The sequence below is a fragment of the Sphingomonas sp. BK069 genome, from assembly GCF_014193405.1.
In the GTDB taxonomy this organism is placed as follows: domain Bacteria; phylum Pseudomonadota; class Alphaproteobacteria; order Sphingomonadales; family Sphingomonadaceae; genus Sphingomonas.
In genome coordinates this window covers 470649-490357 of sequence record NZ_JACHZH010000001.1, presented here as the reverse complement: position 1 = coordinate 490357, position 19709 = coordinate 470649, and the positions used below count along the sequence as shown (strand labels likewise).

Sequence of the window (19709 nt, the reverse complement as noted above, 5' to 3'; positions counted from 1 at the left end):
GTCATGGGCCAGAAGAGCCAGTTCTTCCGCTGCTTCGTCGCGGGCAACACGATCAGCGACGGGCGCAAGATCACGCCCGAGATGATCGACCAGGTGGTCGAAACCTTCGATCCCAACACGTACAGCCCCCGGATCAACGTCGAGCACGTCAAGGGCTTCAGCCCCGAGCCACCGTTCAACGGCTACGGCGACGTGATCGCGGTGCGCGCGCAGGACGACGCCATCTCGGTCGGCGGCACGACCGAGACGCGCCGCGCGCTCTACGCCCAGGTCGACGCCAACCCGCAGCTGGTGCGGCTCGCGCGCGGCGACCAGAAACCCTTTCCTTCGGTCGAGCTGACCGACAGCTACGCCGGCACGGGCAAGTTCGGCCTGGTAGGCCTCGCCTTCACCGACAGCCCGGCCTCGATCGCGACGCAGCGCCTCTCCTTCTCGCGCCACGCGCCCGGCACCGTGTTCGCGCAGGGCGACGACGCGGTCGCGCTCGAGCTGGCCGCGGCTGACACGGCGGGCATCGCCGAGGCGATCCGCTCGGGCTTCGCCGCGGTCGCCGCCCTGTTCGCGCGCTCGCCGGAGCCGACCGGCGAGCCCGAGGCCGAGACGCCGCCGACGCCACCCACGCCCGCCAACGACAACAATGCCGCCTTCGCCGCCGCGCTCGGCGCCTCGCTCGCGACCAGCGTCTCCGCCGCGGTGCAGCCGATCGCCGACGCCCAGGCCGAGGTGCGCCGCGACCTCGACGCGCTCGCCGCGAAACTGGCCGCCGAGCCCGCCGACGCCTTCCGCCGCGCTCCCGCGACCGGCGCGGGCGCGACGCACCTCACCGATTTCTGATCCCCCGGACGAGACAGGGACCCACGATGCGCAACGAGACCCGCGCCGTCTTCAACACGATGCTCGCGCGCATCGCGCAACTCAACGGCATCGACGCCAGCGTCGTCGCCGCGCAGCACGAGTTCGCGGTCGCCCCCGTCGTGCAGCAGAAGCTCGAGGAGGTGATCCAGCAGTCGAGCGAGTTCCTCGGTCGCGTCAACGTGGTGACGGTGAAGGAGCAGGAGGGCGCCAAGGTCGGCGTCGGCGTGACGCGCCCGCTCGCCAGCCGCACGCGCACCGACAGCGCCACCGGCGTGCGCCGCCGACCGATCGACCCGACCGAGACCTCGGATCGCGGTCGCTACCGCTGCGAGCAGACCAACTCCGACACCGCGATCAGCTACGCCAAGCTCGACATGTGGGCGCACCGCCCCGAGTTCCAGACGCTCTACGCCTCGACGATCGCCAAGCAGCGCGGGCGCGACCGGATCATGATCGGTTGGAACGGCGTCGCCCGCGCGGACACCACCGACCTCGCCGCGCACCCTTTGCTCCAGGACGTGAACTACGGCTGGCTGCACAAGCTGCGCACCTATGCGCCGGCACGCCACCTCGCCGGCGGACACCTCGACAAGGAAGCGCGTGACGGCACGGGCGTGGTCACCGCGCCCGGCAAGATCCACGTCGCCGCAGGCACGCCCGGCGTCGATGTCGACTACGTCAACCTCGACGCGCTCGTGTACGACGCGACCGAGCTGCTCGACGAGTGGCACCGCGACGACACCGACCTGGTCGTGATCCTCGGCCGCGAGCTGGTCCATGACCGTTTCCTCAACGTGATCAACACCGCCGGCGATAAGGCGACCGAGATGGAGGCGCGCGACCGCATCCTGACGTTGCCCAAGCAGGTCGGCGGCAAGACCGCGATCCTGGTCCCCTTCTTCCCGGCCAACGCGCTGATGGTGACCAGCCTCGATAACCTCTCGATCTACGTCCAGGAGGGCACGCAGCGCCGAGCGCTGCGCGAGGAGCCCGAATACGACCAGGTCGCCGACTATCAGTCGGTCAACGAGGCTTATGTCATCGAGGACTATGGCCGCTGCGCACTGGTCGAGAACATCGTCACGGCGAAGAAGTGAGCCTGGCGCGCCGCCATCGCGAGTATATCGCCGCGCTCGCGGGCGGGCGCGCCGGCACGCCCGTGCCAGCCGCGAGCGAACCCTCGCCCGCGGCGCGACAGATCCAGCTGCGGCTCCAGCACGACCTGCGGCGGCTCAAGGACATCAAATCGGTCGCCGCCAAGGTCGCGGCCAAGCGCGAGATCCTCCCGGCCTATCACGCCTGGGTCGACGGCGCGCTCGCCGCCGCCACGCCCGACGCGGCCGACGAGGTGCTGCCGACGGTGATGGTCTGGTCGATCGACACGGGCGACTGGGATCGCGCACTGGCGCTCGCCGAGCACGTGCTGCGCCACGACCTGCCGCTGCCCGCGCGCTACCAGCGCGACGCCGCGACGCTGGTGCTGGAGGAGATCGCCGAAGCGGCGCTTCGAGACCAGGCGCGCGGCGAGCCCTTCCCGCTCGCGGTGCTCGAGCAGGTCGAGTCGCTGGTCGACGGCGTGGACATGCACGACGAGCCCCGCGCCAAGCTCCAGAAGGCGATCGCCGCCGAGCTGGCGCGCGCCGCCGACACCGCCGCGGCGCCTGCCGCGCGCGCGCTGACCGAGCGCGCCATCGCCGCGCTCGACGCGGTGCAGCGGCTAGACGAGCGCGCCGGCGTGAAAACGCAGCGGCGCGCGCTCGAGAAGGCGCTCGCCGCGCTGCCGTCCCCCACCGACACCAACACCGACACCGCCGGCGCCGCCGCGCCGGCCTGACCTCTCGCCCCCCGGCGCTCGGGGGCGGATCGCGCGACGCGGGAGACCTTCGGGTCGCAGGGCCGCGCTCGACCAGGTCCCCACCCCCGTAGCCGGCGGCCGCCACCGAGGAAGCTGCGATGCCGCTCGCCAGTGCCGACCTCCGCGACGGGAGCGACGTCGCGCCGCCGGGCGACACCCCGCTCGACGGCGATCTGCGCGCCGCGGGCGGCATCGTCGCCGGCCCGCCGCTGCTTATCCCCGCCTTCGCCGACGGCGCGTGCGACACCCCCGCGCCGCTGCCGCCGCCCTATCCCGAGCCGCTCGCCTCGGACGGCTGGTACCCCGAGATCGACCTCACCCGCCTGCGCACCGAGGCCCGGATCCGCGACACGGTGACGCCCGAGCGCTGCCGCGACGCGGTCGTGTCGGCGCTGGTGTGGGTCGTCGACCAGCTCGCCGCCTGGCAGCTCGAGCAGCTCGAAGCCGGCTATGCCACGCTCGCCGACGTCCCCGCCGCGACGATCCTGGGCGAGAGCCGTCTCGTCATGCTCTACCGCCAAGCGGTCGCCGGCTGGGCCAAGGCACTGCTGGTCGAGCGCTACCGCGACACCGACCTCACCGGCCGCGGCGACCGCCGCATCGAGGACGTCGAGCCCGCGGTCGGCGAGCACCGCCGCGACGCGATCCACGCGATCCGCGCGCTGCTCGGCCGCCCGCGCACCGACGTGGCGCTGCTGTGACGCGCGAGACCCTCACCGCGCGCGAGGGCGACACGCTCGACGAGCTGGCGTGGCGCGAGCGCGGGCTCGGTCCGGCCGACCTGCCCCGGCTGTTCGCGCTCAACCCTGGCATCGCCGACCTCGGCGCGGTGCTGCCGCTCGGCACCGTCGTGGTCGTGCCAGCCGCGGCGGCGCCGGCGACGCCGGTGCGCGACCTCGTCCAACTCTGGAGCTGACCGAATGACCCTGCGCGACGCGGCCGTCGCCGCCACCACCTTCGCCGCCGGCCTGGTGCCGAGCGCGCTCGGCGCCGCGGTGAGCCTCGCCTACGAGCCGGGCCTGACCTGGTCGCAGCGCTTCGCCCAGCTCTCGGTCGGCGTGTGCGTCTCCTACTTCGTCGGCGGGGTCGTGCACGGGCTGACCGACTGGAGCGCCTTCGTGCTCCAGGCGGTCCAGTTCGTCACCGGCATGATCGCCTACAAGGCGACGCCGCGCGTCACCCAGGCGCTGCTCGAACGCGTCGTCGCGCTACCCGGCGCGCTGCTCGACCGCGTGCTGCCGCGCGGGGACCGCCCGTGACCGCCGGCTACGACCGCGCGCGGCTCGAGGCCGAGCTGATCCGCGACGAGGGCGAGCGGCTGCGCGTCTATCTCTGCCCCGCCGGGCATCGCACGATCGGCGTCGGGCGCAACCTCGACGCGACCGGGATCCGCGCCGACGAGCGCCGCGACCTCGGGCTGAGCGTGGCGCGCTGCTGCGCCTACGGCATCACGCGGGCGCAGTCCCGCGCGCTGCTCGCCAACGACATCGCGGCGGCCGAGCTCGCGCTCGACGCGCGGCTGCCGTGGTGGCGCGGCCTCGCGCCGGTGCGCCAGCGCGTGCTGCTCGAGATGGCGTTCAACCTCGGCGCGGCCAAGCTCGCCGTCTTCCACGCCACGCTCGCGCACGCCGAGCACGGCGCCTTCGAGGCCGCGGCCGACGACATGCTCGCCTCGCTGTGGGCGCGCCAGGTCGGCGCGCGCGCCGAGCGGCTGGCGGCGATGATGCGAACCGGAAAGGAGCCGTCGTGATCCGACTTCTCACCCGCTGGCTGATGGCGCGGCTGCGCGCCGAGGCCGCCTTCGTCGTGCTGCTCGCGGTCGCGGGCGTCGGCGCCTGGCTCTACGTCGGCTGCCGCGAGGCGCGCGCCGAGCGCGACCGCCTCCGGCACCGCCTCGCCGAGATCTGCGCGCGCGCCGGCAGCGACGCCGGCGACGGCTGCGTGCGCCACGTCGCCGCGCTCGCCGACTTCCGCGCGCGCACCGACCAGCTCACCGCGCGCACGCTCGCCGACGCGCTCGCCCAGCACGACGCGCGCGCCCGCGCCGACGAGGCCGCGGCGCGCGAGGTCACCGCTGCGGCGCAGGCCGCTGCCCAAGAGATGGAGATCGCCGATGCCCGAGCCGACCACCAGGACCTGGTCGATCGCCGCTGGACTGCTGCTGTCAACGCTGTCGCCGGGCTGCGCGCCCCGCCCGAGTGAGCCGGCGCAGATGCCCGTCGCGGTGCCGGTGCGCGACCGTCCGCCGGCCGAGCTGCTCGCCTGCGCCGAGCGCCCCGCCGGCCTGCCGACCGACCCGGCGCTGACCGCGCAGCTGCCGGCGCGGCTGCGCGCGGGCGTGATCCGGCTGGCGCGCGCCTTCGCGGCCAACGCCGCGCGGCTCGACCGGCTGGTGGAGTGGGACGCGCCGGGCCGCTGCGCCGGCGCGGGCCGATAACGTGGCGCTGGCGAAGATCGCCTCGCTGCGCGCGCTGCTGCTGCGCGCGGTGCCGAGCCTCGCCGCGGCGCCCGAGCGGCTCGCGATCTTCGTCGACCGCGGCCGCATCGCGGCGCGCGCGAGCGCGACGGGGTCGCTGTCGTTCGAATATCGCTTCACGCTCCACCTGGTGGTGCAGGATTACGCCGGCGACTGGGACGCCCTGATCGTGCCTTTGCTCGGCTGGGTGGCGCGCTACCAGCTCGAGCTGCTCGAGGGGCCGAACGACGCGCCGATCGCGTTCGAGGCCGAGCTGCTCGACGCCGACTCGTGCGACCTGTCGCTGACGCTCGAGCTGAGCGAGGCGGTGGTGGTCACGTGCGACGAAGGCGGCGGCTACGCCGCCCGCCACCTCGCGGACGACCGCGACCGCGACGACCATTTCCCCGACACCTGCGGCGCACGGCTGTGGTCGCTGGTGCTCGGCGACGAGCTGGTCGCCGCCAAGGCGGCGCCGTGAGCGACGGGCTCGACCAGATCGAGCGGCTCGCGCGGCTGTGCCTCGCGCGCGCGTCGGGTGCGGAAAAGCGGAAGCTGCTAGCGACCCTCGCGCGCGACCTGCGCACCGCGCAGGCGACACGGATCGCGGCGCAGCGCCAGCCCGACGGCGAGCCGTTCGCGCCGCGCCGTCCACGCCGCCCCGACCCGCCCGGCGCGTACAGCATCCGCTTCCTCTACCCGCGCGGCGACCCGAACCCGCGCGCGGTGCTGCTGCGAAGCTGGGTCCACCAGGGCGACGTCTTCACCGGGCTCGACGTCGCGACCGGCGCGCTGCGCAGCTACCGCTGGGACAAGGTGGTGCGCTTCCTCCCCGTCGCCCCCGACCAGCGCGCCCCCGGCCCGCGGCTGCCACAGCGCGGGAAGATCCGCGCGCGCGCGATGTTCCGCAAGCTGCGCACCGCACGCTACCTGCGCGCCGGCGTCGAGGGCGACGAGGCCTGGGCCGGCTGGGACGGCGCCGCCGCGACGATCGCGCGCGTCCACCACGAGGGACTCAGCGACCGGCCGACACCGGGCGCCAAGCCGGTGCGCTACGCGCGGCGCGTGCTGCTGGGGCACAGCGAGGCGGACCGGGCGGCGCTGGCGGACAGGCTGATGCGCGCACTGGCAGGGGGGCTGTAGCTCGACCCTCTAGACGTATCGCTTCAACGGCTCAGGCTTCTTACCGTCGGGCAACTTGTCAGCGAGGTGCTCGAGGACGATCCGCTCGCTGAACGGCTTCGGGATGAAGGATGCCTTCTCAGGCATATCGTCCTTCTCCGGCAGGACATGCCCGCTGGCGATCACGATCTCTATATGAGGCCAGTGGTAGTCAACATGCCGCGCCAACTCAAACCCTGTCATCCCGGAGCCCAGGTCTACATCGGAGAACAGCAGCGTGACGTCCTGAAACCTTTGCTCCAGCAGCCGCACGGCCTCCTCGCCCTCTAAGGCGTCATGGCAGCGGAAACCGGCGTTCTCCAGGATGTCACGCGCCTGCATGAGAATGAAAGCATCGTCGTCGACGACGAGGGCGTAAGGCTCGGTGGACGGCGTCATGGCCGCTAAAGCTGATCAAGGTGAGGATCGTTCCGGCTACTTCGGCCCTGCGCACGTCCCGCTTTGCTACAAAGCAAGCGCTAACTCCTGTCCCTGCGTCCCACCTATCGGAAAGGGGGCGACGATGTGAAGCGCGCTTGAGAAGCACCACCCGGTCCGCCGTCGTGGTCGTGTCGCTGGTCAATACGCATCCCCGACCAGCTCGAAGGTTCGTCCCGATCGCCGGCGCATCGCGTAGCCGATGACACCGAAGCCAAGGATCATCATCATCCAAGTGGCGGGTTCAGGAACGGCGCGCTCAACCGAGAATGTGAGACCGCGATTCCCCGGCACGATAAATTGCAACACTTTGCCATTCTCTTGGAACCCCGCAACACCAGACCAGAGAAGGTTCAGCGGGGTCTCAGAGAGTGGCGAGATATAATTGTATCCCACGAGCGCCGGGCTAGTTGCGTTGACGCCATTGTCAAAGGTCTGGTCGAACGCGAGATAGAAGCCGTTTGTGCCGGTCCGGAATTCCACTTTGTTCGTGACTTGGTAAAGTCCCGTAGAAAGTCCTATCGCGGCGGTCCGGATCGGGAGCACATAAGGACTCGGCTTCAGATCCGATGATTCGCCTGTCAGGTAGATCGAGATCGGCGTCTCGAACAAGGGCTGACCCGAATCGAGCTGAGCCAAACCGCTCATATTGATGGTATAGTTGAAAACTTCAGCGCTGCTCGCGGTTGCCACCAGCGACAGGGCGCCCGCGAACGCAGCCGCAACGAGCTTTCTCATCTCCATCCCCTTTTCGTCGTGCATTGGCACGACACAGGGAGGTAGAGGCTCGTTAACCATCCGTTAAGCTAAATCTGGGCCGAGAGCCGGTACTTACCCTTCAGGGTTAGCCTAAGCTGAGCGACACGACGCGGCTGCGACATCGTCGCTGAAATGAGGCGCCCCTAGGCGTCTGCGGGCGTCCGCGCGGGCTGCGTCAGCCGCTCCAATCCCACCCTTCTCAGTCGATGTACATGTCCTCGTCCTCGTCGGTCACGCGCGCCACCCGGCGGACGTGATCGATCGCGGCTTGCAGGCTACGCGCCGGCGCCGCCGCGCGTGAGCCGAACTGCTCGAGGCACGCCAGCGCGAAGCGCATCAGCATCAGCGGTGTCACCCAGCGCGCCACCTCCTCGTGCGGGTCGAACTCGTCGCGGATCGCGGCGGCGACACCGCGCACCCGCACCGCCGCGATCCACTCGCCGCGGGCGTCGAGCGGCACCGCGGCGTGCTCGAGCAACGCCATCGGGTCTGCCGTCGTGGTCGCCTCGCTCGCCATGATCCTTCGTCCGACGGAGCGGTTGTCGCTGCGGCCGGCACGCCGCGCAAGCGCTCGGCGCCAGCGCGGGTCAGAAGGGGAAAGGGACGCCGGCGGCATGCCTGCCGCCGGCGCCAGCCCGCGCTGGCCAACGCGGGGATCTCGGTCGCGTCGCAACGACCAAAGCTCCGGGGAGGGCCGCTTGCGGTTCTCCGCTGTCGCGGCGGCGGCAGATAGACGAACGGCTATGCTTCTTTTCACCGCCCGCCCGGTGCACCCGAATCAGTCCCGGCTCGACGGGCTGATCATCACAGCGGAGCCGCTCCGACGAAAGAGGAGTTAGCGAGTCTTCTGAGTCGCTTAGCCGGCTCCATTTACCTAAATCTATGAGGTGCTAAGACGATGCGCGGCCACGCTGCTCGGTCATTTTGAGTCACTTGGGCAAACGCTTAGCGGAGGTCGCTGGATGAGCCAGCGACCCATTACGCATGCAATAATCCTATCGCCGTAATGCGTCACGCGACGCTTGTCATTCGCAGGCCGAGCGCGCAAATTGGCGGCCATGCTGATCGAGAGCATCCGTCACAAGGCGCTCCGCCGCTTCGCCGAAACCGGCAACCCGCGCGGACTGCCGGGCGACCTCGTCCAGCGGCTGCGTCTGATGCTGCTCTTCCTCGATCAGGCCAACTCTCCCGCCGCACTGCTCGCACCGCCCAACTACGACGCGCACCAGCTCACGGGCGACCGCGCGGGCACTTGGTCGCTGACGGTCACGCGTAACTGGCGCATGACCTTCGCGATCGACGCGGAGGGCGCGATCATCGACCTCGACCTGGAGGATTATCACTGATGGCGATTCAGCTGCACGACAGCTTCTACGTTCACCCCGGCATCTGGCTGGCGAGCGAGATCGTGTCGGCACACGGGCTCAGTGTGACCGACGCGGCGCGGCTGCTCCACGTCACGCGGCAGGCGCTGAGCACCCTGCTCAACGGCCGCGCCGACGTGTCGCCCGAGATGGCGATCCGGTTCGAGAAAGTATTCGGCGTCGACGCCGAGACGCTGTTGCGGATGCAGCTGGCCTGGGACCTGCGCCAGGTCCGCGCGCGCGCCGACGCGATCGAGGTCGAGCCGCGCTACGTGCCGGTGGGTTGACGGGCGCCCGCGCCGCGGCGACGTGGATCCGCCCGGTCGCGCCGGACGCGTCCGCGGGTCTCGTCTCCCTCGACGAAGGCGATCGCGTCCTGCAGCCCGGCGGCGATCTTGTCGAACGCGCTCTTCGTCACCCGCCGACCTCCTGCGCGCCGGCCAGCGCCGCGCGCGCCGCGTCGGCGAGGAAGCGCGATCGGTTAGTCGCGACGCGGTCGATCCGCGCCAGCAACCCCTCCTCGATCGACACCTGGACGCGTACCGCGCGCCCCGGGCGCTCGCCGCGCACCAGCAGCCGGGCGACCTCATCGACCTCCGGGTCGCGCGCGAGCGCGTCCAGCTCGCTCGGCTCGGGCAGCACGTCGCCGTGCGCGACCATCACCGCAAGATGGCCGCCGAGCGCTTCCTCAGCGCCGAGCGCCGCCTCCTGCGCGGTCGCACCGGCCGACACACAGCCCGGCAGGTCGGGGAAGAAGGCGCCATAGCCTTGCGCCCCGCGTTCGAGGATCGCCGGATAATAGACCGTCGCCATCGCGCTCACTCCTCCGTTCCGCCGCGTCACGCGAGATCGACCCCGGTCTGCCGCGCGATGCTCTTGAGCGTGCCGATCGGCAGCTCGCGCTTCGGATGCGGCACGGTCGCGGTGCCGGGCTTGACCGGATGGCGGAAGTGCCGGTGGCTGCCGGTCTGGCGGACGACGTACCAGCCGTCCGCCTCGATCCGCCGGATCACCTCCGCGCTCCGCATCGGCCCGCCCTCGCGTTGTGTAGCTATTACACACTTAGACGAGATGGGGCAACGACCGGGCCGGGAGGTAAGCTTTATCTGTCCGACCGGCGGTGCTCGGGCCGCCGCGCTGATCGTCCGGCTTCGTTGCTGCGAGTGAAAGCACCGTTGCTGTACGTCCACAGCACTGGGCGGAGGGACGCGATCCCACTCTCACTCTCGAACGTACGGATGATAGCGCGACCGAACCGATCGCTCTCGAATGCCGGCCTTCCCCGGCTTGAAAGCTCCGCGATCTCAACGATGCCTGATTGTCTGAGCGTCCAGACGCGGACACGGTACGCCGACCCGGCGCTCCACGTCGAGAACAACAGGTCGTCCTGGTCGCGCGTGAAGAGTCCCAAGGGTGTGTCGTCCACCGACTCCCGCAGGCCGATCGCGGCCGGACAGCCGGAAACGCAGGTGATCTTGACTTCGTAGCCGGCTTCCCCGCCCTCCGAGATGATCGCGCTGAAGACGCCTTCGTCGGTCGTCAGGCGTAGCGAGGCCGCGAGATGAGGCGGGACCTCGATCGGCCCGTCATCCGCGCGTGCGACTCCGACCGCCAGCCACGGCAGGGCCGCGATGATAATGAACGAGGGTCTCATCGTCAGACGATCGCATCGAGCAGTCATCGTCGCGTGCTCAGCGGAAGGGCGTGAGCGTCACCCAGGCGCCGACCGGCTGTCCGTCACGCCGAGCGGGCTCGAACCGCAGGTCCGCGGCATAACGCTCGATGAGACGGCGCTCGCCGGCGGACGCACCCTCGGTCCGCATTCGATCCACGCGACCGTCCGGGGCGACGTGCAGGCAGGTCAGCTCGCTGCCGCCGATCGCGGCCTTAGCCGGCTCGAGAAGACGGGGGAAACGGTCAAGCCGCGCTCGATTGCGGCAGCCGTTCAACGGGAAGGCTAGAGTCTCGACGTCACTCACAACGATCGGACTAAGCGGCGCGTCGATCGCATAGACCGCTGGCGCCGGCACGAGCGCTTCCTCGACGTGCGTGAAGTCCGGATCCACGTACGTCATCGGGATCGGCGAGAAGACGCTCGCCAGCGCCGCGCAGAGCAGCACGTGGACGGTCGACGTTCCGAGGGCGGCGCGCAGTTCGATCACATGCTGACGCTATGCTCCACGAGCCTTGGGCGCCAGCCGAAACCGTGCCCACGCGGTGGCAAGTATGCGGCAGCCGCGCTGCCGGCGATCCCGGCCCGATGCAATGAGAGATCGTCCAGCGTCGTGCGAATACCGACGGTACCGAGGTGATCCGCGCCGCGCGTCACGGGTGCCTTATCCGCCCTCCGCCGCGCCACTGAGCATATCGATCGCGGTCCGCGCCAGCTCGCGGAAGCGGATGTGCCACAGGTCGCCCGCATCGGCCCAGCGCCGCGCCCATTGCGTGTCGTCCTGGCGGCTCTCCCACAGCTCCTCGGCGAGCCGCTCGACCAGCCCCGCGTGATCGATCGACGTGCACAGCACGCAGCCGGCCGAGTTGTGCCCGACGCCGGCGCTCGGACGATCGTGGATCACGCCGGTTCGCCCGGCGCCCAGGGATCGCGCGCGCCGAGCAGCCGCTCGTCGAGCTCGAGCACGATCGCGAGGTGGCGCCGCTCGACCTCGGGCAACCGCCGCGGCGACCCCCGCGTGACGAAGCGCGACAGATAGCCGCGGCTGCGGCCGACCTTCACCGACAGCTGGGTGAGGCTCTCGCCGCGCTCGGCAGCGACTCGGATGAGGGTCTCGCGGGCGCTCATCGCTTTCAGATGGCTCAATCTTCCAAGCCGATCCAGTCTTTTTGTTCGTGCTATGTTCCGGCATTCTGGGCGGATGGTCGGCCCACCCAAGACACTCCACGATCTCCGCCGAGTCGAGGGCTCGGTGCGCGTCACCTGCCGCGGGTGTGGCGCGGTGAAGCAGCACGACCGGGAGGAATTGATCGTCGACCGTCACTTCCGTCGCCTGTCGATGGACTGGCAGGTGGTACTGCGCGACCTGCCCTGCCACGCCTGCGAGTCCAAGGACACGAAGGTCGACGGCGTCCCCTTCGGCGGCACCGCTCCGGAGATGCGCGCCCAGCGCGCGCGCACGACGCTGATGAACCTGGCGCTGCGGGTGCTCGAGGACGCGGCGCGGCGCTCGCGCGAGGAGGACGTCACCACGCCTGCGCTGCGGCTCGCGCTGCGCGTGCTGCGGCTCTACCTGCCCGATCGCACGCTGCTGGTGGAGTTCTGGGACAGCGCCGCCAAGAGCCGCGGCGCCGCCTTCAGCCACGCGCTGGTGGTGCACCGCTGGATCGTGACCAGGCTGGTCGACGACGGCCACGCCGTATGGGCGGAGTTCCGCTGACCGGATGAGCCGGCATTTCGGGTCAGCCACACGCCCCCGCCGCGACGGCGCGATGCTAGTCGGCCGCCGTGCCACGCCCTTCTCCAGCCGACCGACACGCTGAGGCGAGACCGATCGCCGGAGCGCGGTCGTGACCCGCGCGCGCACCGCCGGCGCCGCGCTCGCCGCGCTCGCCCTGCTCGCGGCGCCGCTCGTCGCGACGCTGTTCCCGGACGCGATCGGCGATCTGGTCGACGCGCTCGAGCGCCCCGCGCCGCCCGACGAGGCGACCTGCGCCGCTCACTTCGCCGCGGCGATACCCCCGGCCTATCGCGACCGCTCGCTCGAGCGGCGCGCGACGACGATCTGCTACCACGCCTTCTCGATCGGCTATTCCGGCGCGACGCGCACGCCGCTGTGGAGCGCCGAGCATCTCACCGCCGCGTCGGTCGACGAGGCGCGCACCTTCGGCCGCCACGACGACTTCCACCCCGACCCTTACGTCCGCCGCGCCGATCGCGCGCGGCTCGACGACTATCGCGGCTCCGGCTTCGACCGCGGCCACATGAGCCCGTCGGGCGACATGCCGACCCCCGAGGCGCGCGAGGAAAGCTTCACGCTGGCCAACATCGTGCCGCAGGACCGCGACCTGAACGAGCATCTCTGGGCCGGGATCGAGGGCGCGGTGCGCGGCCTCGCGCGGCGCTACGGCGCGGTCTACGTCGTCAGCGGCCCGGTGTTCGACCGCGCCGCGCCGCCGCGGCTGCACGACCGCGTCGCGGTGCCGAGCGCGATCTACAAGGCGGTGCTGGTGCCCGGCGTCGGCGCCGCGGCCTATCTCGCGCCCAACGCGCCGGGCTATCGCTACGAGACGCTGAGCGTCGAGGAGCTGGCCGAGCGGGTCGGCATCGATCCGTTCCCCGGCGAGCCTGCAAAGGAGAAGCGTGCCGTGATCGAGCTGCCCGCCCCGCGGACGCCGCACCGCCACGCCCGTCACCGGAGCAGACACGACACCTGAGCGGCGCCCGGGCGACACGTTATGTTGCTGATAGTGCGGAGATCGGGCAGCTTACCTCGCGATGTGCAACCGCTACCGCATGACCGAGGCGCAGATCGCGCTGGCGACCCGCTACGGCGTCGCCGTGCCCTTCCCGCCCGACCTCGAGGTGCCCCCGCCCGAGCTCTTCCCCGATCGCCTCGCCTATGTCGTGCGCGAGACCGACGCCGGCCGTGCCCTTGACGCCATGGCCTGGGGCTTCCCGCACCAAGTGCCGGGCAAGCGCATCGACAAGGCGACCGGCAAGCCGGTGCTGTTGACCAAGAAGATCACCAACGTCCGCAACTACACCTCGCCCTTCTGGCGCTCGGCGCTGGCCAACCCGCGGCGGCGCTGCCTGGTCCCGTTCACTGCCTTCAGCGAGTACGGCCAGGATCGCGGCGAGGATGGCAAGCTGCCGCTCCACTGGTTCGACGTGCCGAGCCGCGCGATCGTCAGCTTCGCCGGCGTGTGGCGCCCCACCGAGCAGGGCGCGGTGTTCGCCTTCCTGACCTGCGCGCCCAACCCGCTGGTGGCACCGATCCATCCCAAGGCGATGCCGGTGCTGCTCCACGAGGAGGACGAGGAGCGCTGGCTCAGCTGTCCGTTCGACGACGCGGTCGCGCTGGCGCAGCCCTATCCGTCGCAGCTGATGGCTGTGGATCGCGAGGAATAGCGAGTTAGCTACCGTAAAGTAACGCGTTTTCCAGACTTTGGGTCATAGTCGGGGCTGCAATTTATCACACTTCCGTTTGAAGACAGCTGAATACATGGCCCCGACCAGTATACGTTACCTAACGTGTCCTTGTATTGTATCCTTACAAACAAACGAGCATATAAACTCTCATTCCGCTTGGGATTATCGCGGGCTCCCAAAAATTGGGCTGTCCCCCACTTTGACTCATTTGACGCCATTTCCCGTGGACCGAACGTTTTCCTACCCTGAAACGGAAGACCGTAGATACTTACCATGGGAAAGGTGATTACATCATACGCTGGACTTAACCCTATATTCTTGTAGGTGTAATTCCACATCCACGTTCCATCGGGCATTTCAGCGGGCGGACCATAGTGAGTCGAATTTTCATCAAATATAAGGACTGGCCTCTGCTGAGCTGCGAAAAATTTCGCGCTCTGGTTTACGCCTCTGATATTCGCGGAAGCCGTTGAAGAGGCTGCGTCGGCTTGGCGTTTAGATGCATCAACGGCCTCGTTCGCAAAGCGCGCAGCAGCCTGCGCTGCGTCTGCTTGGCTAGCCAAGATCGGCCGATCTTTATCCATTGCCACTGCAATGTTGCGCATCGCAGCAATCGCATCAGCTGTATCTTTGTCGTTACTCTTATTAGCAAGTATAGTGATAATTATTGTTGCGATGACCGCCACGAAGCCAACTGCCTCGAGGAACAGCGTCGCATAATCGTACCAGTCTCGATTATTTGGCGGTGTGGCCGATTGATTCGCACGTCGCCGGCTCCGAAAACCGCGCATTTTGGACCTCAAACCTGATGTCGAGGCAAGTTAGGGTGAGCCAACGAGGTCCGCTAGTTGTTTCAGTGCGCTGTTTGTTCACCCCGCGAGAAGCACGAAATCGAGCGTCTCCTGTCGCACCCCGCTCCCACAGGCACGACCCCTAGCCTCCCGCCCCCGCCGTGCGCTTCGCTCGCGCGCGATGACCGAGACCGCCGCGACCGCCGTCGACCTCTCGCGCCTGCCCGCGCCGCAGGTGGTCGAGCCGCTCGACTATGAGGCGATCTACGCCGCGATGCTCGCCGACCTGCGCCGGCTCGTCCCCGACTTCGACGCCACGGTGGAGAGCGACCCCGCGGTCAAGCTGCTCCAGGTCTGCGCCTATCGCGAGCTGCTGCTGCGCGCGCGCGTCAACGACGCCGCGCGCGCGGTGATGCCGGCCTTCGCGCGCGGCAGCGACCTCGACCAGCTCGCCGCACTGATGGGGATCACGCGCCACCTGCTCTCCGCCGGCGACGCCAGCCGCGGCATCCCGCCCACCTACGAGGACGACGACGACTTTCGCCGCCGCCTGGTGCTCGCGCCCGAGGGCTTCTCGGTCGCCGGGCCGGCGGGCGCCTACGTCTTCCACGCGCTCTCGGCCGACCGCGACGTGCTCGACGCCAGCGCGATCAGCCCCGCGCCCGGCGACGTGCTCGTCTCCGTCCTCTCGCGCACCGGCGACGGCACCGCGCCGGACGCGCTCGTCGCCACCGTCGACGCCTATCTCTCCGCCGAGACGCGCCGCCCGCTCACCGACCACGTGCGCGTCCGCGGCGCCACCATCGTGCCCTACGTCGTGGAAGCGGTGCTCACCACCTACGCCGGCCCCGACGCGGCGACCGCGCTCGCCCAGGCGCGTGCCAACGTCGCCGCGCACGCCGCGCGCTGCCACCGGCTCGGGCTCGACATCACGCGCTCGTCGCTGTTCGCCGCGCTCCACGTCGAGGGCGTGCAGAACGTTGCGCTCCACCAGCCAGCCGCCGACGTGGTGGTCGACCGCACCGCTGCGACCTGGTGCAGCGGCATCAACGTCACCGTCGGCGGGGTCGACGAATGACGCTGCTCCCGCCCAACGCCACGTCGCTCGAGCGCGCGCTCGAGGTAGCGACCGCGCGGCTCGGCGACGTGCCCTCGCCGCTGCGCCCGCTCGTCGATCCCGACACCTGCCCCGCCGAGCTGTTGCCCTATCTCGCCTGGGCGGTCGCGATCGACGGCTGGTCGGAGGACTGGCCCGAGACGGTGCGCCGCGCGCGCGTCCGCGCCGCGATCCCGATCCAGCGCCGCAAGGGCACGGTCGCCAGCATCCGCGACCTGGTCGCCAGCTTCGGCGGTGGCTTCACGCTGCGCGAGTGGTGGGAGTTCAGCCCACCGCGGCGCCCGTACACGTTCGCGCTGGTGATCGACGTCGACGGCGTCGTTCCGGGCGACGTCAACGCCGCGTACGTCGAGGCGATCGGCGCCGAGGTGGCGCGCACCAAGCCGGTGCGCTGCTCGTTCAGCCTGACGCAGAAGGTGCGCGCGGCGGAGCGCTTCGCCGCGGTCGCCGCGGCGCGCCCGGCGGCGCACGCGCGCCTCGCGATGGTGGCCTGACATGGGCGTGCAGCTCGTCATCACCGACGCGGGCCGCGCCGCGGTGCTCGACCAGGCGAACGGCGGCTTCCGAGCCGTTCGCGTCGAGACCGTCGGCTTCTCCGCCAGCGCGCTCGTCGCCTCGCCCACGACCGTCACGCTGCCTGACGAGGTGAAGCGCGTCGGCACGCTCTCCGGCGAGGCCACCGCGCCGGACACGCTCCACCTCACCGTCACCGACGACAGCGAGGACAGCTACACGGTGCGCTCCTTCGCGCTGTACCTGTCCGACGGCACGCTCTTCGCGCTCTACGGGCAGCCCGGCGTGATCGTGGAGAAGTCGTCGCAGGCGCTGCTGCTGCTCGCACTCGACGTCGAGCTGGTCGACCTGCCCGCGACCGCGATCACCTTCGGCGACGCGCGCTTCAGCAACCCGGCCGCGACGACGCGGCGCGCCGGCGTCGTCACGCTCGCCACGCAGGAACAGGCGAGCGCGGGCGACGACACACGGAGCGCGCTCACCCCGGCTACGGCGAAAGGCGCGGTACTGGCCTGGCTCGGCTACACGCCGGTGCAGCAGGGGACCGGCGCCGGCCAGTATCCTAACACGGTCAAGATCGGCTGGTCGGGGTCGCGCCTGCTCGGGACCGTCGACACGACCGATCAGGGCGCCTTCGTCTTCGAGCGCGGCGGGGACATGGTGTGGCGCGTCAACAACGACGGCGCTGGCTCGGGCCTCGACGCCGATCTGCTCGACGGCTTCGACAGCAGCTACTTCCTCGACGTCGCGAACCGCCTCGGCTTCACCCCGGTGCAGCAGGGGACCGGCGCCGGCCAGTATCCTAACACGGTCAAGATCGGCTGGTCGGGGTCGCGCCTGCTCGGGACCGTCGACACCAGCGACCAGGGCGCGTTCGTGTTCGAGCGCGGCGGCGACACCGTCTGGCGCGTCGACAACGACGGTGCCGGCTCCGGCCTCGACGCCGACCTGCTCGACGGCCTCGACAGCAGCTATTTCACCGACGTCGTGGGCCGCCTCGGCTTCACGCCCGTGCAGCAGGGCACCGGCTATTACCAGTCGAGCAACACGGTGAAGATCGGCTGGTCGGGCAGCGGCCTGCTCGCCACCGTCGACAACGGCCACCTCGGCGCCTTCGTGTTCGAGCGCGGCGGGGACGCGGTGTGGCGCGTCAACAACGACGGCGCCGGATCGGGGCTCGACGCCGATCTGCTCGACGGCCTGGACAGCAGCTACTTTCTCGACGTCGCCGGCCGACTCGGCTTTACCCCGGTGCAGCAGGGCACCGGCGTCGGTCAGACCGCCAACACGGTCAAGATCGGCTGGTCCGATCACGGCCTGCTCGCCACCGTCGACGCCACCGATCACGGCGCCTTCGTGTTCGAGCGCGGCGGCGACACCGTCTGGCGCGTCAACAACGACGGCGCCGGCTCGGGGCTCGACGCCGACCTGGTCGACGGGCTCCACGCCGACCAGCTGCGCGACTGGAACAACCTGCTCAACCGGCCGAAGGTCTTCCCGCCTGCCGGACACACCCACGGCGCGGCCGACATCGCCGGTGCCTTCCGCGGCAGCCTGACCGAGAACGGCTACACCGTCCTACCCAACGGCCTGATCCTGCAATGGATGACCGGAGGAGAAGATGGCGACGCGGGCATGATCGGCCGGGAGATGCTGTTTCCCATCGCTTTCCCCTCCGCCTGCCTCATCGCCCTCGTCACCACGAAGGCGAAGGAGGTCGAGAAGGACATGCTGATGATCTACTCGGTCCTGACCGTCGCCACCGACCGCATCAGGTTCGCACGGCAGCTCGTCGGAACGGACAGCAACGCTTCCGTCGGCAACGCGTACGTCGTCGCGCTCGGTCACTAGGTGGTCGCCATGACGCTTCATTACAGTGCCCGGCGAAACGCCTTCTTCGACTCGGCGGTGCAAGCCGAGCTACCGGACGACGCGCGCGCGATCACCGCCGAGCAGCACCAGCAGCTGCTCGCCGGGCAGTCGCGCGGCGAGGTCATCACCGCTGGCGATGACGGCTCCCCGACCAACCGCGCGCCGGTGGAAACCGCCGATCAGCTTCGCGCGCGCCTGGTCGCGGGCACGAAGCGCGAGGCGGCGCGCCGCATCGCCGCGATCGCGCCCTTGTGGCACCAGCTCAACGACTGGCGCGCGCTCGCCGCCGCCACGGGGGACGCACGCGCGGCGATCGAGCGGCGCTTCGCCGCGATCGACGCGGTGCGTGCGGCCTCGAACCGGCTAGAGGCCGAGCTCCAGACGATGACGCCGCGCCAGCTCGCGCGCGTCGACCTCACCGACGACAGCCACTGGACGGAGCAGACATCATGAAGATCAGCATCGGCGCGTTCGACGCCGCCACCCGCACCGTCGCGGTCACCTTCGAACACGACGGCGTCCGCCACGAGCGCGCCGTCAACACCTGCCTCGATGCCAAGGGCGGCTACGACGCCACCGCGACGGCGGCGCGGGTCGACGAGGTCGGGCGCGGGGTCGAGTACAAGATCGAGGCGGGCGTGATCGGCGCGGCTGCGTCACCTATCACTGTGCGCGAGTGACTACCGATGGCCCGTGTAACTTGATGTCGGCTTATGGCAGGATTGCGGCCGGACGGCTTTCGGGTACCCTCTGCGCCCTTACGACAAGCGTAGCGGACGTCCTGCGGCTCAGGCAGGATGATGCGGCCAGCCATAGCCGGCGTAGACATGAGGAGCTAAGATGAAGCTGAGCGCCCGTAATCAGATCTCCGGTAAGATCACCTCGATCACGCCTGGTGCCGTCAACGGCTCGATCAAGGTCGACATCGGTGGTGGCAACGTCGTGACGGCCAGTATCACCGAAGAAGCCATTAAGGAGCTTGGCCTTGCTGAGGGGGACACCGTTACCGTCATCGTCAAGGCGAGCGACGTCATGATCGGCAAGTGAGATGAAGATCGGCCCGCTATGGCTGAAGCTGCAGATCGCCTGCGGCGATGCGCTCGCTTTAGGACCCGGCAAGGCCGATCTCCTCGAGGCTATTGGTGCGCATGGGTCGATCACGGCCGCGGCACAGGCGCTTGGCATGAGCTATCGCCGCGCCTGGATGCTCGTCGACGAGGTGAATCGCTGCTTCGAGCCGATCCTCGTCGAGACGCTGAAGGGCGGCGGACGCGAGCGAGGCGCCCGGATCACACCTACTGGCCAAGCTGTCCTTGAGGCATATCGCGAGATGGAGCGAGAGGCAGGGCGCATCGCCGATCACGCGGCCTATGATCGGTTGCGCTCTCACCTGCGCGGCCAGCCCCGCCCGCAGGAGTGACGCCA

The 19709-nt window shown here is 69.9% G+C and carries 34 protein-coding genes; 23 read left to right on the top strand and 11 right to left on the bottom strand.

From position 1 onward, the window contains the following. The first annotated feature begins 3 nt into the window (after window positions 1-3). The 11 genes from FHY02_RS02515 to FHY02_RS02465 all read left to right on the top strand — a co-directional run bounded on the left by FHY02_RS02515 (window position 4) and on the right by FHY02_RS02465 (window position 6308). Window positions 4-834, top strand: a complete 831-nt coding sequence (locus FHY02_RS02515) for a GPO family capsid scaffolding protein (protein ID WP_183920165.1) — start codon at window positions 4-6, stop codon at window positions 832-834. A 26-nt stretch (window positions 835-860) separates the two neighbouring features. Then, on the top strand, window positions 861-1952 hold the full coding sequence (locus FHY02_RS02510) for a phage major capsid protein, P2 family (RefSeq protein ID WP_183920163.1): 1092 nt from the start codon (window positions 861-863) through the stop codon (window positions 1950-1952). Then, on the top strand, window positions 1949-2689 hold the full coding sequence (gpM, locus tag FHY02_RS02505; RefSeq protein WP_183920161.1) for a phage terminase small subunit: 741 nt from the start codon (window positions 1949-1951) through the stop codon (window positions 2687-2689). The genes FHY02_RS02510 and gpM overlap by 4 nt, the downstream gene beginning before the upstream one ends. Before the next feature lie 119 nt (window positions 2690-2808). Continuing rightward, window positions 2809-3411, top strand: coding sequence for a head completion/stabilization protein (locus FHY02_RS02500; RefSeq protein ID WP_183920159.1), 603 nt, complete (start codon window positions 2809-2811; stop codon window positions 3409-3411). After that, window positions 3408-3626, top strand: a complete 219-nt coding sequence (locus FHY02_RS02495) for a tail protein X (protein ID WP_183920157.1) — start codon at window positions 3408-3410, stop codon at window positions 3624-3626. Before FHY02_RS02500 ends, FHY02_RS02495 begins: the two co-directional genes overlap by 4 nt. A 4-nt stretch (window positions 3627-3630) precedes the next feature. After that, complete coding sequence (locus FHY02_RS02490) at window positions 3631-3969, top strand: hypothetical protein (RefSeq protein WP_183920155.1); 339 nt, start codon at window positions 3631-3633, stop codon at window positions 3967-3969. Next, a complete protein-coding gene (locus FHY02_RS02485; protein WP_183920153.1) occupies window positions 3966-4460 on the top strand; it encodes a glycoside hydrolase family protein in 495 nt (164 codons plus the stop codon). The genes FHY02_RS02490 and FHY02_RS02485 overlap by 4 nt, the downstream gene beginning before the upstream one ends. After that, window positions 4457-4912, top strand: a complete 456-nt coding sequence (locus FHY02_RS02480) for a hypothetical protein (protein WP_183920151.1) — start codon at window positions 4457-4459, stop codon at window positions 4910-4912. The genes FHY02_RS02485 and FHY02_RS02480 overlap by 4 nt, the downstream gene beginning before the upstream one ends. Before the next feature lie 10 nt (window positions 4913-4922). Next, window positions 4923-5147, top strand: coding sequence for a hypothetical protein (locus tag FHY02_RS02475; RefSeq protein ID WP_183920149.1), 225 nt, complete (start codon window positions 4923-4925; stop codon window positions 5145-5147). 1 nt (window position 5148) lies between these two features. Continuing rightward, entirely contained in the window at window positions 5149-5646 is a 498-nt protein-coding gene (locus FHY02_RS02470) for a phage tail protein (RefSeq protein ID WP_221198461.1), read from the top strand. Continuing rightward, window positions 5643-6308, top strand: a complete 666-nt coding sequence (locus tag FHY02_RS02465; RefSeq protein ID WP_183920147.1) for a phage virion morphogenesis protein — start codon at window positions 5643-5645, stop codon at window positions 6306-6308. The genes FHY02_RS02470 and FHY02_RS02465 overlap by 4 nt, the downstream gene beginning before the upstream one ends. A gap of 9 nt (window positions 6309-6317) precedes the next feature. Here FHY02_RS02465 and FHY02_RS02460 read toward each other — a convergent pair whose 3' ends face one another. The 3 genes from FHY02_RS02460 to FHY02_RS02450 form a co-directional block, all read right to left on the bottom strand. Further along, on the bottom strand, window positions 6318-6725 hold the full coding sequence (locus FHY02_RS02460; RefSeq protein WP_183920146.1) for a response regulator: 408 nt from the start codon (window positions 6723-6725) through the stop codon (window positions 6318-6320). A 180-nt stretch (window positions 6726-6905) separates the two neighbouring features. After that, window positions 6906-7526 (bottom strand): PEPxxWA-CTERM sorting domain-containing protein, encoded by a 621-nt coding sequence (locus FHY02_RS02455; protein WP_260172576.1) that lies wholly within the window; start codon window positions 7524-7526, stop codon window positions 6906-6908. A gap of 196 nt (window positions 7527-7722) precedes the next feature. Further along, window positions 7723-8040 (bottom strand): hypothetical protein, encoded by a 318-nt coding sequence (locus FHY02_RS02450; RefSeq protein WP_183920144.1) that lies wholly within the window; start codon window positions 8038-8040, stop codon window positions 7723-7725. Window positions 8041-8581: 541 nt separating this feature from the next. Here FHY02_RS02450 and FHY02_RS02445 point away from each other — a divergent pair. Together FHY02_RS02445 and FHY02_RS02440 are read left to right on the top strand one after the other, a co-directional pair. After that, window positions 8582-8869, top strand: coding sequence for a type II toxin-antitoxin system RelE/ParE family toxin (locus FHY02_RS02445; RefSeq protein WP_183920142.1), 288 nt, complete (start codon window positions 8582-8584; stop codon window positions 8867-8869). After that, window positions 8869-9174, top strand: a complete 306-nt coding sequence (locus tag FHY02_RS02440) for a HigA family addiction module antitoxin (RefSeq protein WP_260172575.1) — start codon at window positions 8869-8871, stop codon at window positions 9172-9174. Before FHY02_RS02445 ends, FHY02_RS02440 begins: the two co-directional genes overlap by 1 nt. On the opposite strand, the gene FHY02_RS02435 is transcribed toward FHY02_RS02440, so the two are convergent. From FHY02_RS02435 to FHY02_RS02405, 7 genes are all read right to left on the bottom strand, one after another. After that, window positions 9156-9305: a hypothetical protein gene (locus FHY02_RS02435; RefSeq protein WP_183920140.1), complete on the bottom strand. Its 150-nt coding sequence runs from the start codon at window positions 9303-9305 to the stop codon at window positions 9156-9158. The genes FHY02_RS02440 and FHY02_RS02435 overlap by 19 nt on opposite strands. Beyond that, window positions 9302-9700, bottom strand: coding sequence for a type II toxin-antitoxin system HicB family antitoxin (locus tag FHY02_RS02430; RefSeq protein ID WP_183920138.1), 399 nt, complete (start codon window positions 9698-9700; stop codon window positions 9302-9304). The genes FHY02_RS02435 and FHY02_RS02430 overlap by 4 nt, the downstream gene beginning before the upstream one ends. 26 nt (window positions 9701-9726) lie before the next feature. Beyond that, window positions 9727-9915, bottom strand: a complete 189-nt coding sequence (locus FHY02_RS02425; protein WP_183920136.1) for a type II toxin-antitoxin system HicA family toxin — start codon at window positions 9913-9915, stop codon at window positions 9727-9729. Between the two features lie 74 nt (window positions 9916-9989). Further along, entirely contained in the window at window positions 9990-10541 is a 552-nt protein-coding gene (locus tag FHY02_RS02420; protein ID WP_183920134.1) for a hypothetical protein, read from the bottom strand. A 37-nt stretch (window positions 10542-10578) separates the two neighbouring features. Then, entirely contained in the window at window positions 10579-11049 is a 471-nt protein-coding gene (locus tag FHY02_RS02415) for a hypothetical protein (protein ID WP_183920132.1), read from the bottom strand. Between the two features lie 174 nt (window positions 11050-11223). Continuing rightward, window positions 11224-11463 (bottom strand): hypothetical protein, encoded by a 240-nt coding sequence (locus FHY02_RS02410; RefSeq protein ID WP_183920130.1) that lies wholly within the window; start codon window positions 11461-11463, stop codon window positions 11224-11226. Next, the gene (locus FHY02_RS02405) at window positions 11460-11687 is read right to left on the bottom strand and encodes a hypothetical protein (protein ID WP_183920128.1); all 228 of its coding nucleotides are present in this window, start codon (window positions 11685-11687) and stop codon (window positions 11460-11462) included. Before FHY02_RS02405 ends, FHY02_RS02410 begins: the two co-directional genes overlap by 4 nt. A 52-nt stretch (window positions 11688-11739) precedes the next feature. On the opposite strand from FHY02_RS02405, the gene FHY02_RS02400 reads away from it, so the two are divergent. The 3 genes from FHY02_RS02400 (at window position 11740) to FHY02_RS02390 (ending at window position 13970) form a co-directional block, all read left to right on the top strand. Further along, a complete protein-coding gene (locus FHY02_RS02400; RefSeq protein WP_183920125.1) occupies window positions 11740-12279 on the top strand; it encodes a hypothetical protein in 540 nt (179 codons plus the stop codon). A gap of 130 nt (window positions 12280-12409) precedes the next feature. Further along, window positions 12410-13276, top strand: coding sequence for a DNA/RNA non-specific endonuclease (locus FHY02_RS02395; protein WP_183920123.1), 867 nt, complete (start codon window positions 12410-12412; stop codon window positions 13274-13276). A 61-nt stretch (window positions 13277-13337) separates the two neighbouring features. Beyond that, window positions 13338-13970, top strand: a complete 633-nt coding sequence (locus FHY02_RS02390) for an SOS response-associated peptidase (protein WP_183920121.1) — start codon at window positions 13338-13340, stop codon at window positions 13968-13970. Window positions 13971-13978: 8 nt separating this feature from the next. Here the strand turns inward: FHY02_RS02390 and FHY02_RS02385 are convergent, their stop codons facing one another. Next, window positions 13979-14677 carry a hypothetical protein gene (locus FHY02_RS02385; RefSeq protein ID WP_183920119.1) on the bottom strand — a complete coding sequence of 233 codons (699 nt, stop codon included), beginning with the start codon at window positions 14675-14677 and terminating at the stop codon, window positions 13979-13981. 286 nt (window positions 14678-14963) lie between these two features. On the opposite strand from FHY02_RS02385, the gene FHY02_RS02380 reads away from it, so the two are divergent. From FHY02_RS02380 to FHY02_RS02350, 7 genes are all read left to right on the top strand, one after another. Then, the gene (locus tag FHY02_RS02380) at window positions 14964-15860 is read left to right on the top strand and encodes a baseplate J/gp47 family protein (RefSeq protein ID WP_183920117.1); all 897 of its coding nucleotides are present in this window, start codon (window positions 14964-14966) and stop codon (window positions 15858-15860) included. Next, window positions 15857-16393 carry a phage tail protein I gene (locus FHY02_RS02375; RefSeq protein ID WP_183920115.1) on the top strand — a complete coding sequence of 179 codons (537 nt, stop codon included), beginning with the start codon at window positions 15857-15859 and terminating at the stop codon, window positions 16391-16393. The genes FHY02_RS02380 and FHY02_RS02375 overlap by 4 nt, the downstream gene beginning before the upstream one ends. A 1-nt stretch (window position 16394) precedes the next feature. Continuing rightward, window positions 16395-18263: a gp53-like domain-containing protein gene (locus tag FHY02_RS02370; protein ID WP_183920113.1), complete on the top strand. Its 1869-nt coding sequence runs from the start codon at window positions 16395-16397 to the stop codon at window positions 18261-18263. A gap of 9 nt (window positions 18264-18272) precedes the next feature. After that, window positions 18273-18737, top strand: coding sequence for a hypothetical protein (locus FHY02_RS02365; protein ID WP_183920111.1), 465 nt, complete (start codon window positions 18273-18275; stop codon window positions 18735-18737). Beyond that, complete coding sequence (locus FHY02_RS02360) at window positions 18734-18964, top strand: hypothetical protein (protein ID WP_183920109.1); 231 nt, start codon at window positions 18734-18736, stop codon at window positions 18962-18964. The genes FHY02_RS02365 and FHY02_RS02360 overlap by 4 nt, the downstream gene beginning before the upstream one ends. Before the next feature lie 160 nt (window positions 18965-19124). Next, complete coding sequence (locus FHY02_RS02355) at window positions 19125-19331, top strand: molybdopterin-binding protein (RefSeq protein ID WP_183920108.1); 207 nt, start codon at window positions 19125-19127, stop codon at window positions 19329-19331. 1 nt (window position 19332) lies between these two features. Next, the gene (locus tag FHY02_RS02350) at window positions 19333-19704 is read left to right on the top strand and encodes a winged helix-turn-helix domain-containing protein (RefSeq protein ID WP_183920107.1); all 372 of its coding nucleotides are present in this window, start codon (window positions 19333-19335) and stop codon (window positions 19702-19704) included. Window positions 19705-19709: the final 5 nt, after the last annotated feature.

Excerpts from the sequence above, each read along its gene's own strand:
- FHY02_RS02425 (WP_183920136.1), bottom strand. The coding sequence starts at position 9,915 with ATGCGGAGCGCGGAGGTGATCCGGCGGATCGAGGCGGACGGCTGGTAC.
- FHY02_RS02515 (WP_183920165.1), top strand. The coding sequence starts at position 4 with ATGGGCCAGAAGAGCCAGTTCTTCCGCTGCTTCGTCGCGGGCAACACG.
- FHY02_RS02430 (WP_183920138.1), bottom strand. The coding sequence starts at position 9,700 with ATGGCGACGGTCTATTATCCGGCGATCCTCGAACGCGGGGCGCAAGGC.
- FHY02_RS02380 (WP_183920117.1), top strand. The coding sequence starts at position 14,964 with ATGACCGAGACCGCCGCGACCGCCGTCGACCTCTCGCGCCTGCCCGCG.
- FHY02_RS02390 (WP_183920121.1), top strand. The coding sequence starts at position 13,338 with ATGTGCAACCGCTACCGCATGACCGAGGCGCAGATCGCGCTGGCGACC.
- FHY02_RS02445 (WP_183920142.1), top strand. The coding sequence starts at position 8,582 with ATGCTGATCGAGAGCATCCGTCACAAGGCGCTCCGCCGCTTCGCCGAA.
- FHY02_RS02400 (WP_183920125.1), top strand. The coding sequence starts at position 11,740 with ATGTTCCGGCATTCTGGGCGGATGGTCGGCCCACCCAAGACACTCCAC.
- FHY02_RS02420 (WP_183920134.1), bottom strand. The coding sequence starts at position 10,541 with ATGAGACCCTCGTTCATTATCATCGCGGCCCTGCCGTGGCTGGCGGTC.
- FHY02_RS02405 (WP_183920128.1), bottom strand. The coding sequence starts at position 11,687 with ATGAGCGCCCGCGAGACCCTCATCCGAGTCGCTGCCGAGCGCGGCGAG.
- FHY02_RS02500 (WP_183920159.1), top strand. The coding sequence starts at position 2,809 with ATGCCGCTCGCCAGTGCCGACCTCCGCGACGGGAGCGACGTCGCGCCG.
- FHY02_RS02375 (WP_183920115.1), top strand. The coding sequence starts at position 15,857 with ATGACGCTGCTCCCGCCCAACGCCACGTCGCTCGAGCGCGCGCTCGAG.
- FHY02_RS02365 (WP_183920111.1), top strand. The coding sequence starts at position 18,273 with ATGACGCTTCATTACAGTGCCCGGCGAAACGCCTTCTTCGACTCGGCG.
- FHY02_RS02360 (WP_183920109.1), top strand. The coding sequence starts at position 18,734 with ATGAAGATCAGCATCGGCGCGTTCGACGCCGCCACCCGCACCGTCGCG.
- FHY02_RS02355 (WP_183920108.1), top strand. The coding sequence starts at position 19,125 with ATGAAGCTGAGCGCCCGTAATCAGATCTCCGGTAAGATCACCTCGATC.
- FHY02_RS02450 (WP_183920144.1), bottom strand. The coding sequence starts at position 8,040 with ATGGCGAGCGAGGCGACCACGACGGCAGACCCGATGGCGTTGCTCGAG.
- FHY02_RS02440 (WP_260172575.1), top strand. The coding sequence starts at position 8,869 with ATGGCGATTCAGCTGCACGACAGCTTCTACGTTCACCCCGGCATCTGG.
- FHY02_RS02460 (WP_183920146.1), bottom strand. The coding sequence starts at position 6,725 with ATGACGCCGTCCACCGAGCCTTACGCCCTCGTCGTCGACGACGATGCT.
- FHY02_RS02455 (WP_260172576.1), bottom strand. The coding sequence starts at position 7,526 with ATGCACGACGAAAAGGGGATGGAGATGAGAAAGCTCGTTGCGGCTGCG.
- FHY02_RS02490 (WP_183920155.1), top strand. The coding sequence starts at position 3,631 with ATGACCCTGCGCGACGCGGCCGTCGCCGCCACCACCTTCGCCGCCGGC.
- FHY02_RS02510 (WP_183920163.1), top strand. The coding sequence starts at position 861 with ATGCGCAACGAGACCCGCGCCGTCTTCAACACGATGCTCGCGCGCATC.
- FHY02_RS02370 (WP_183920113.1), top strand. The coding sequence starts at position 16,395 with ATGGGCGTGCAGCTCGTCATCACCGACGCGGGCCGCGCCGCGGTGCTC.
- FHY02_RS02350 (WP_183920107.1), top strand. The coding sequence starts at position 19,333 with ATGAAGATCGGCCCGCTATGGCTGAAGCTGCAGATCGCCTGCGGCGAT.
- FHY02_RS02475 (WP_183920149.1), top strand. The coding sequence starts at position 4,923 with ATGCCCGTCGCGGTGCCGGTGCGCGACCGTCCGCCGGCCGAGCTGCTC.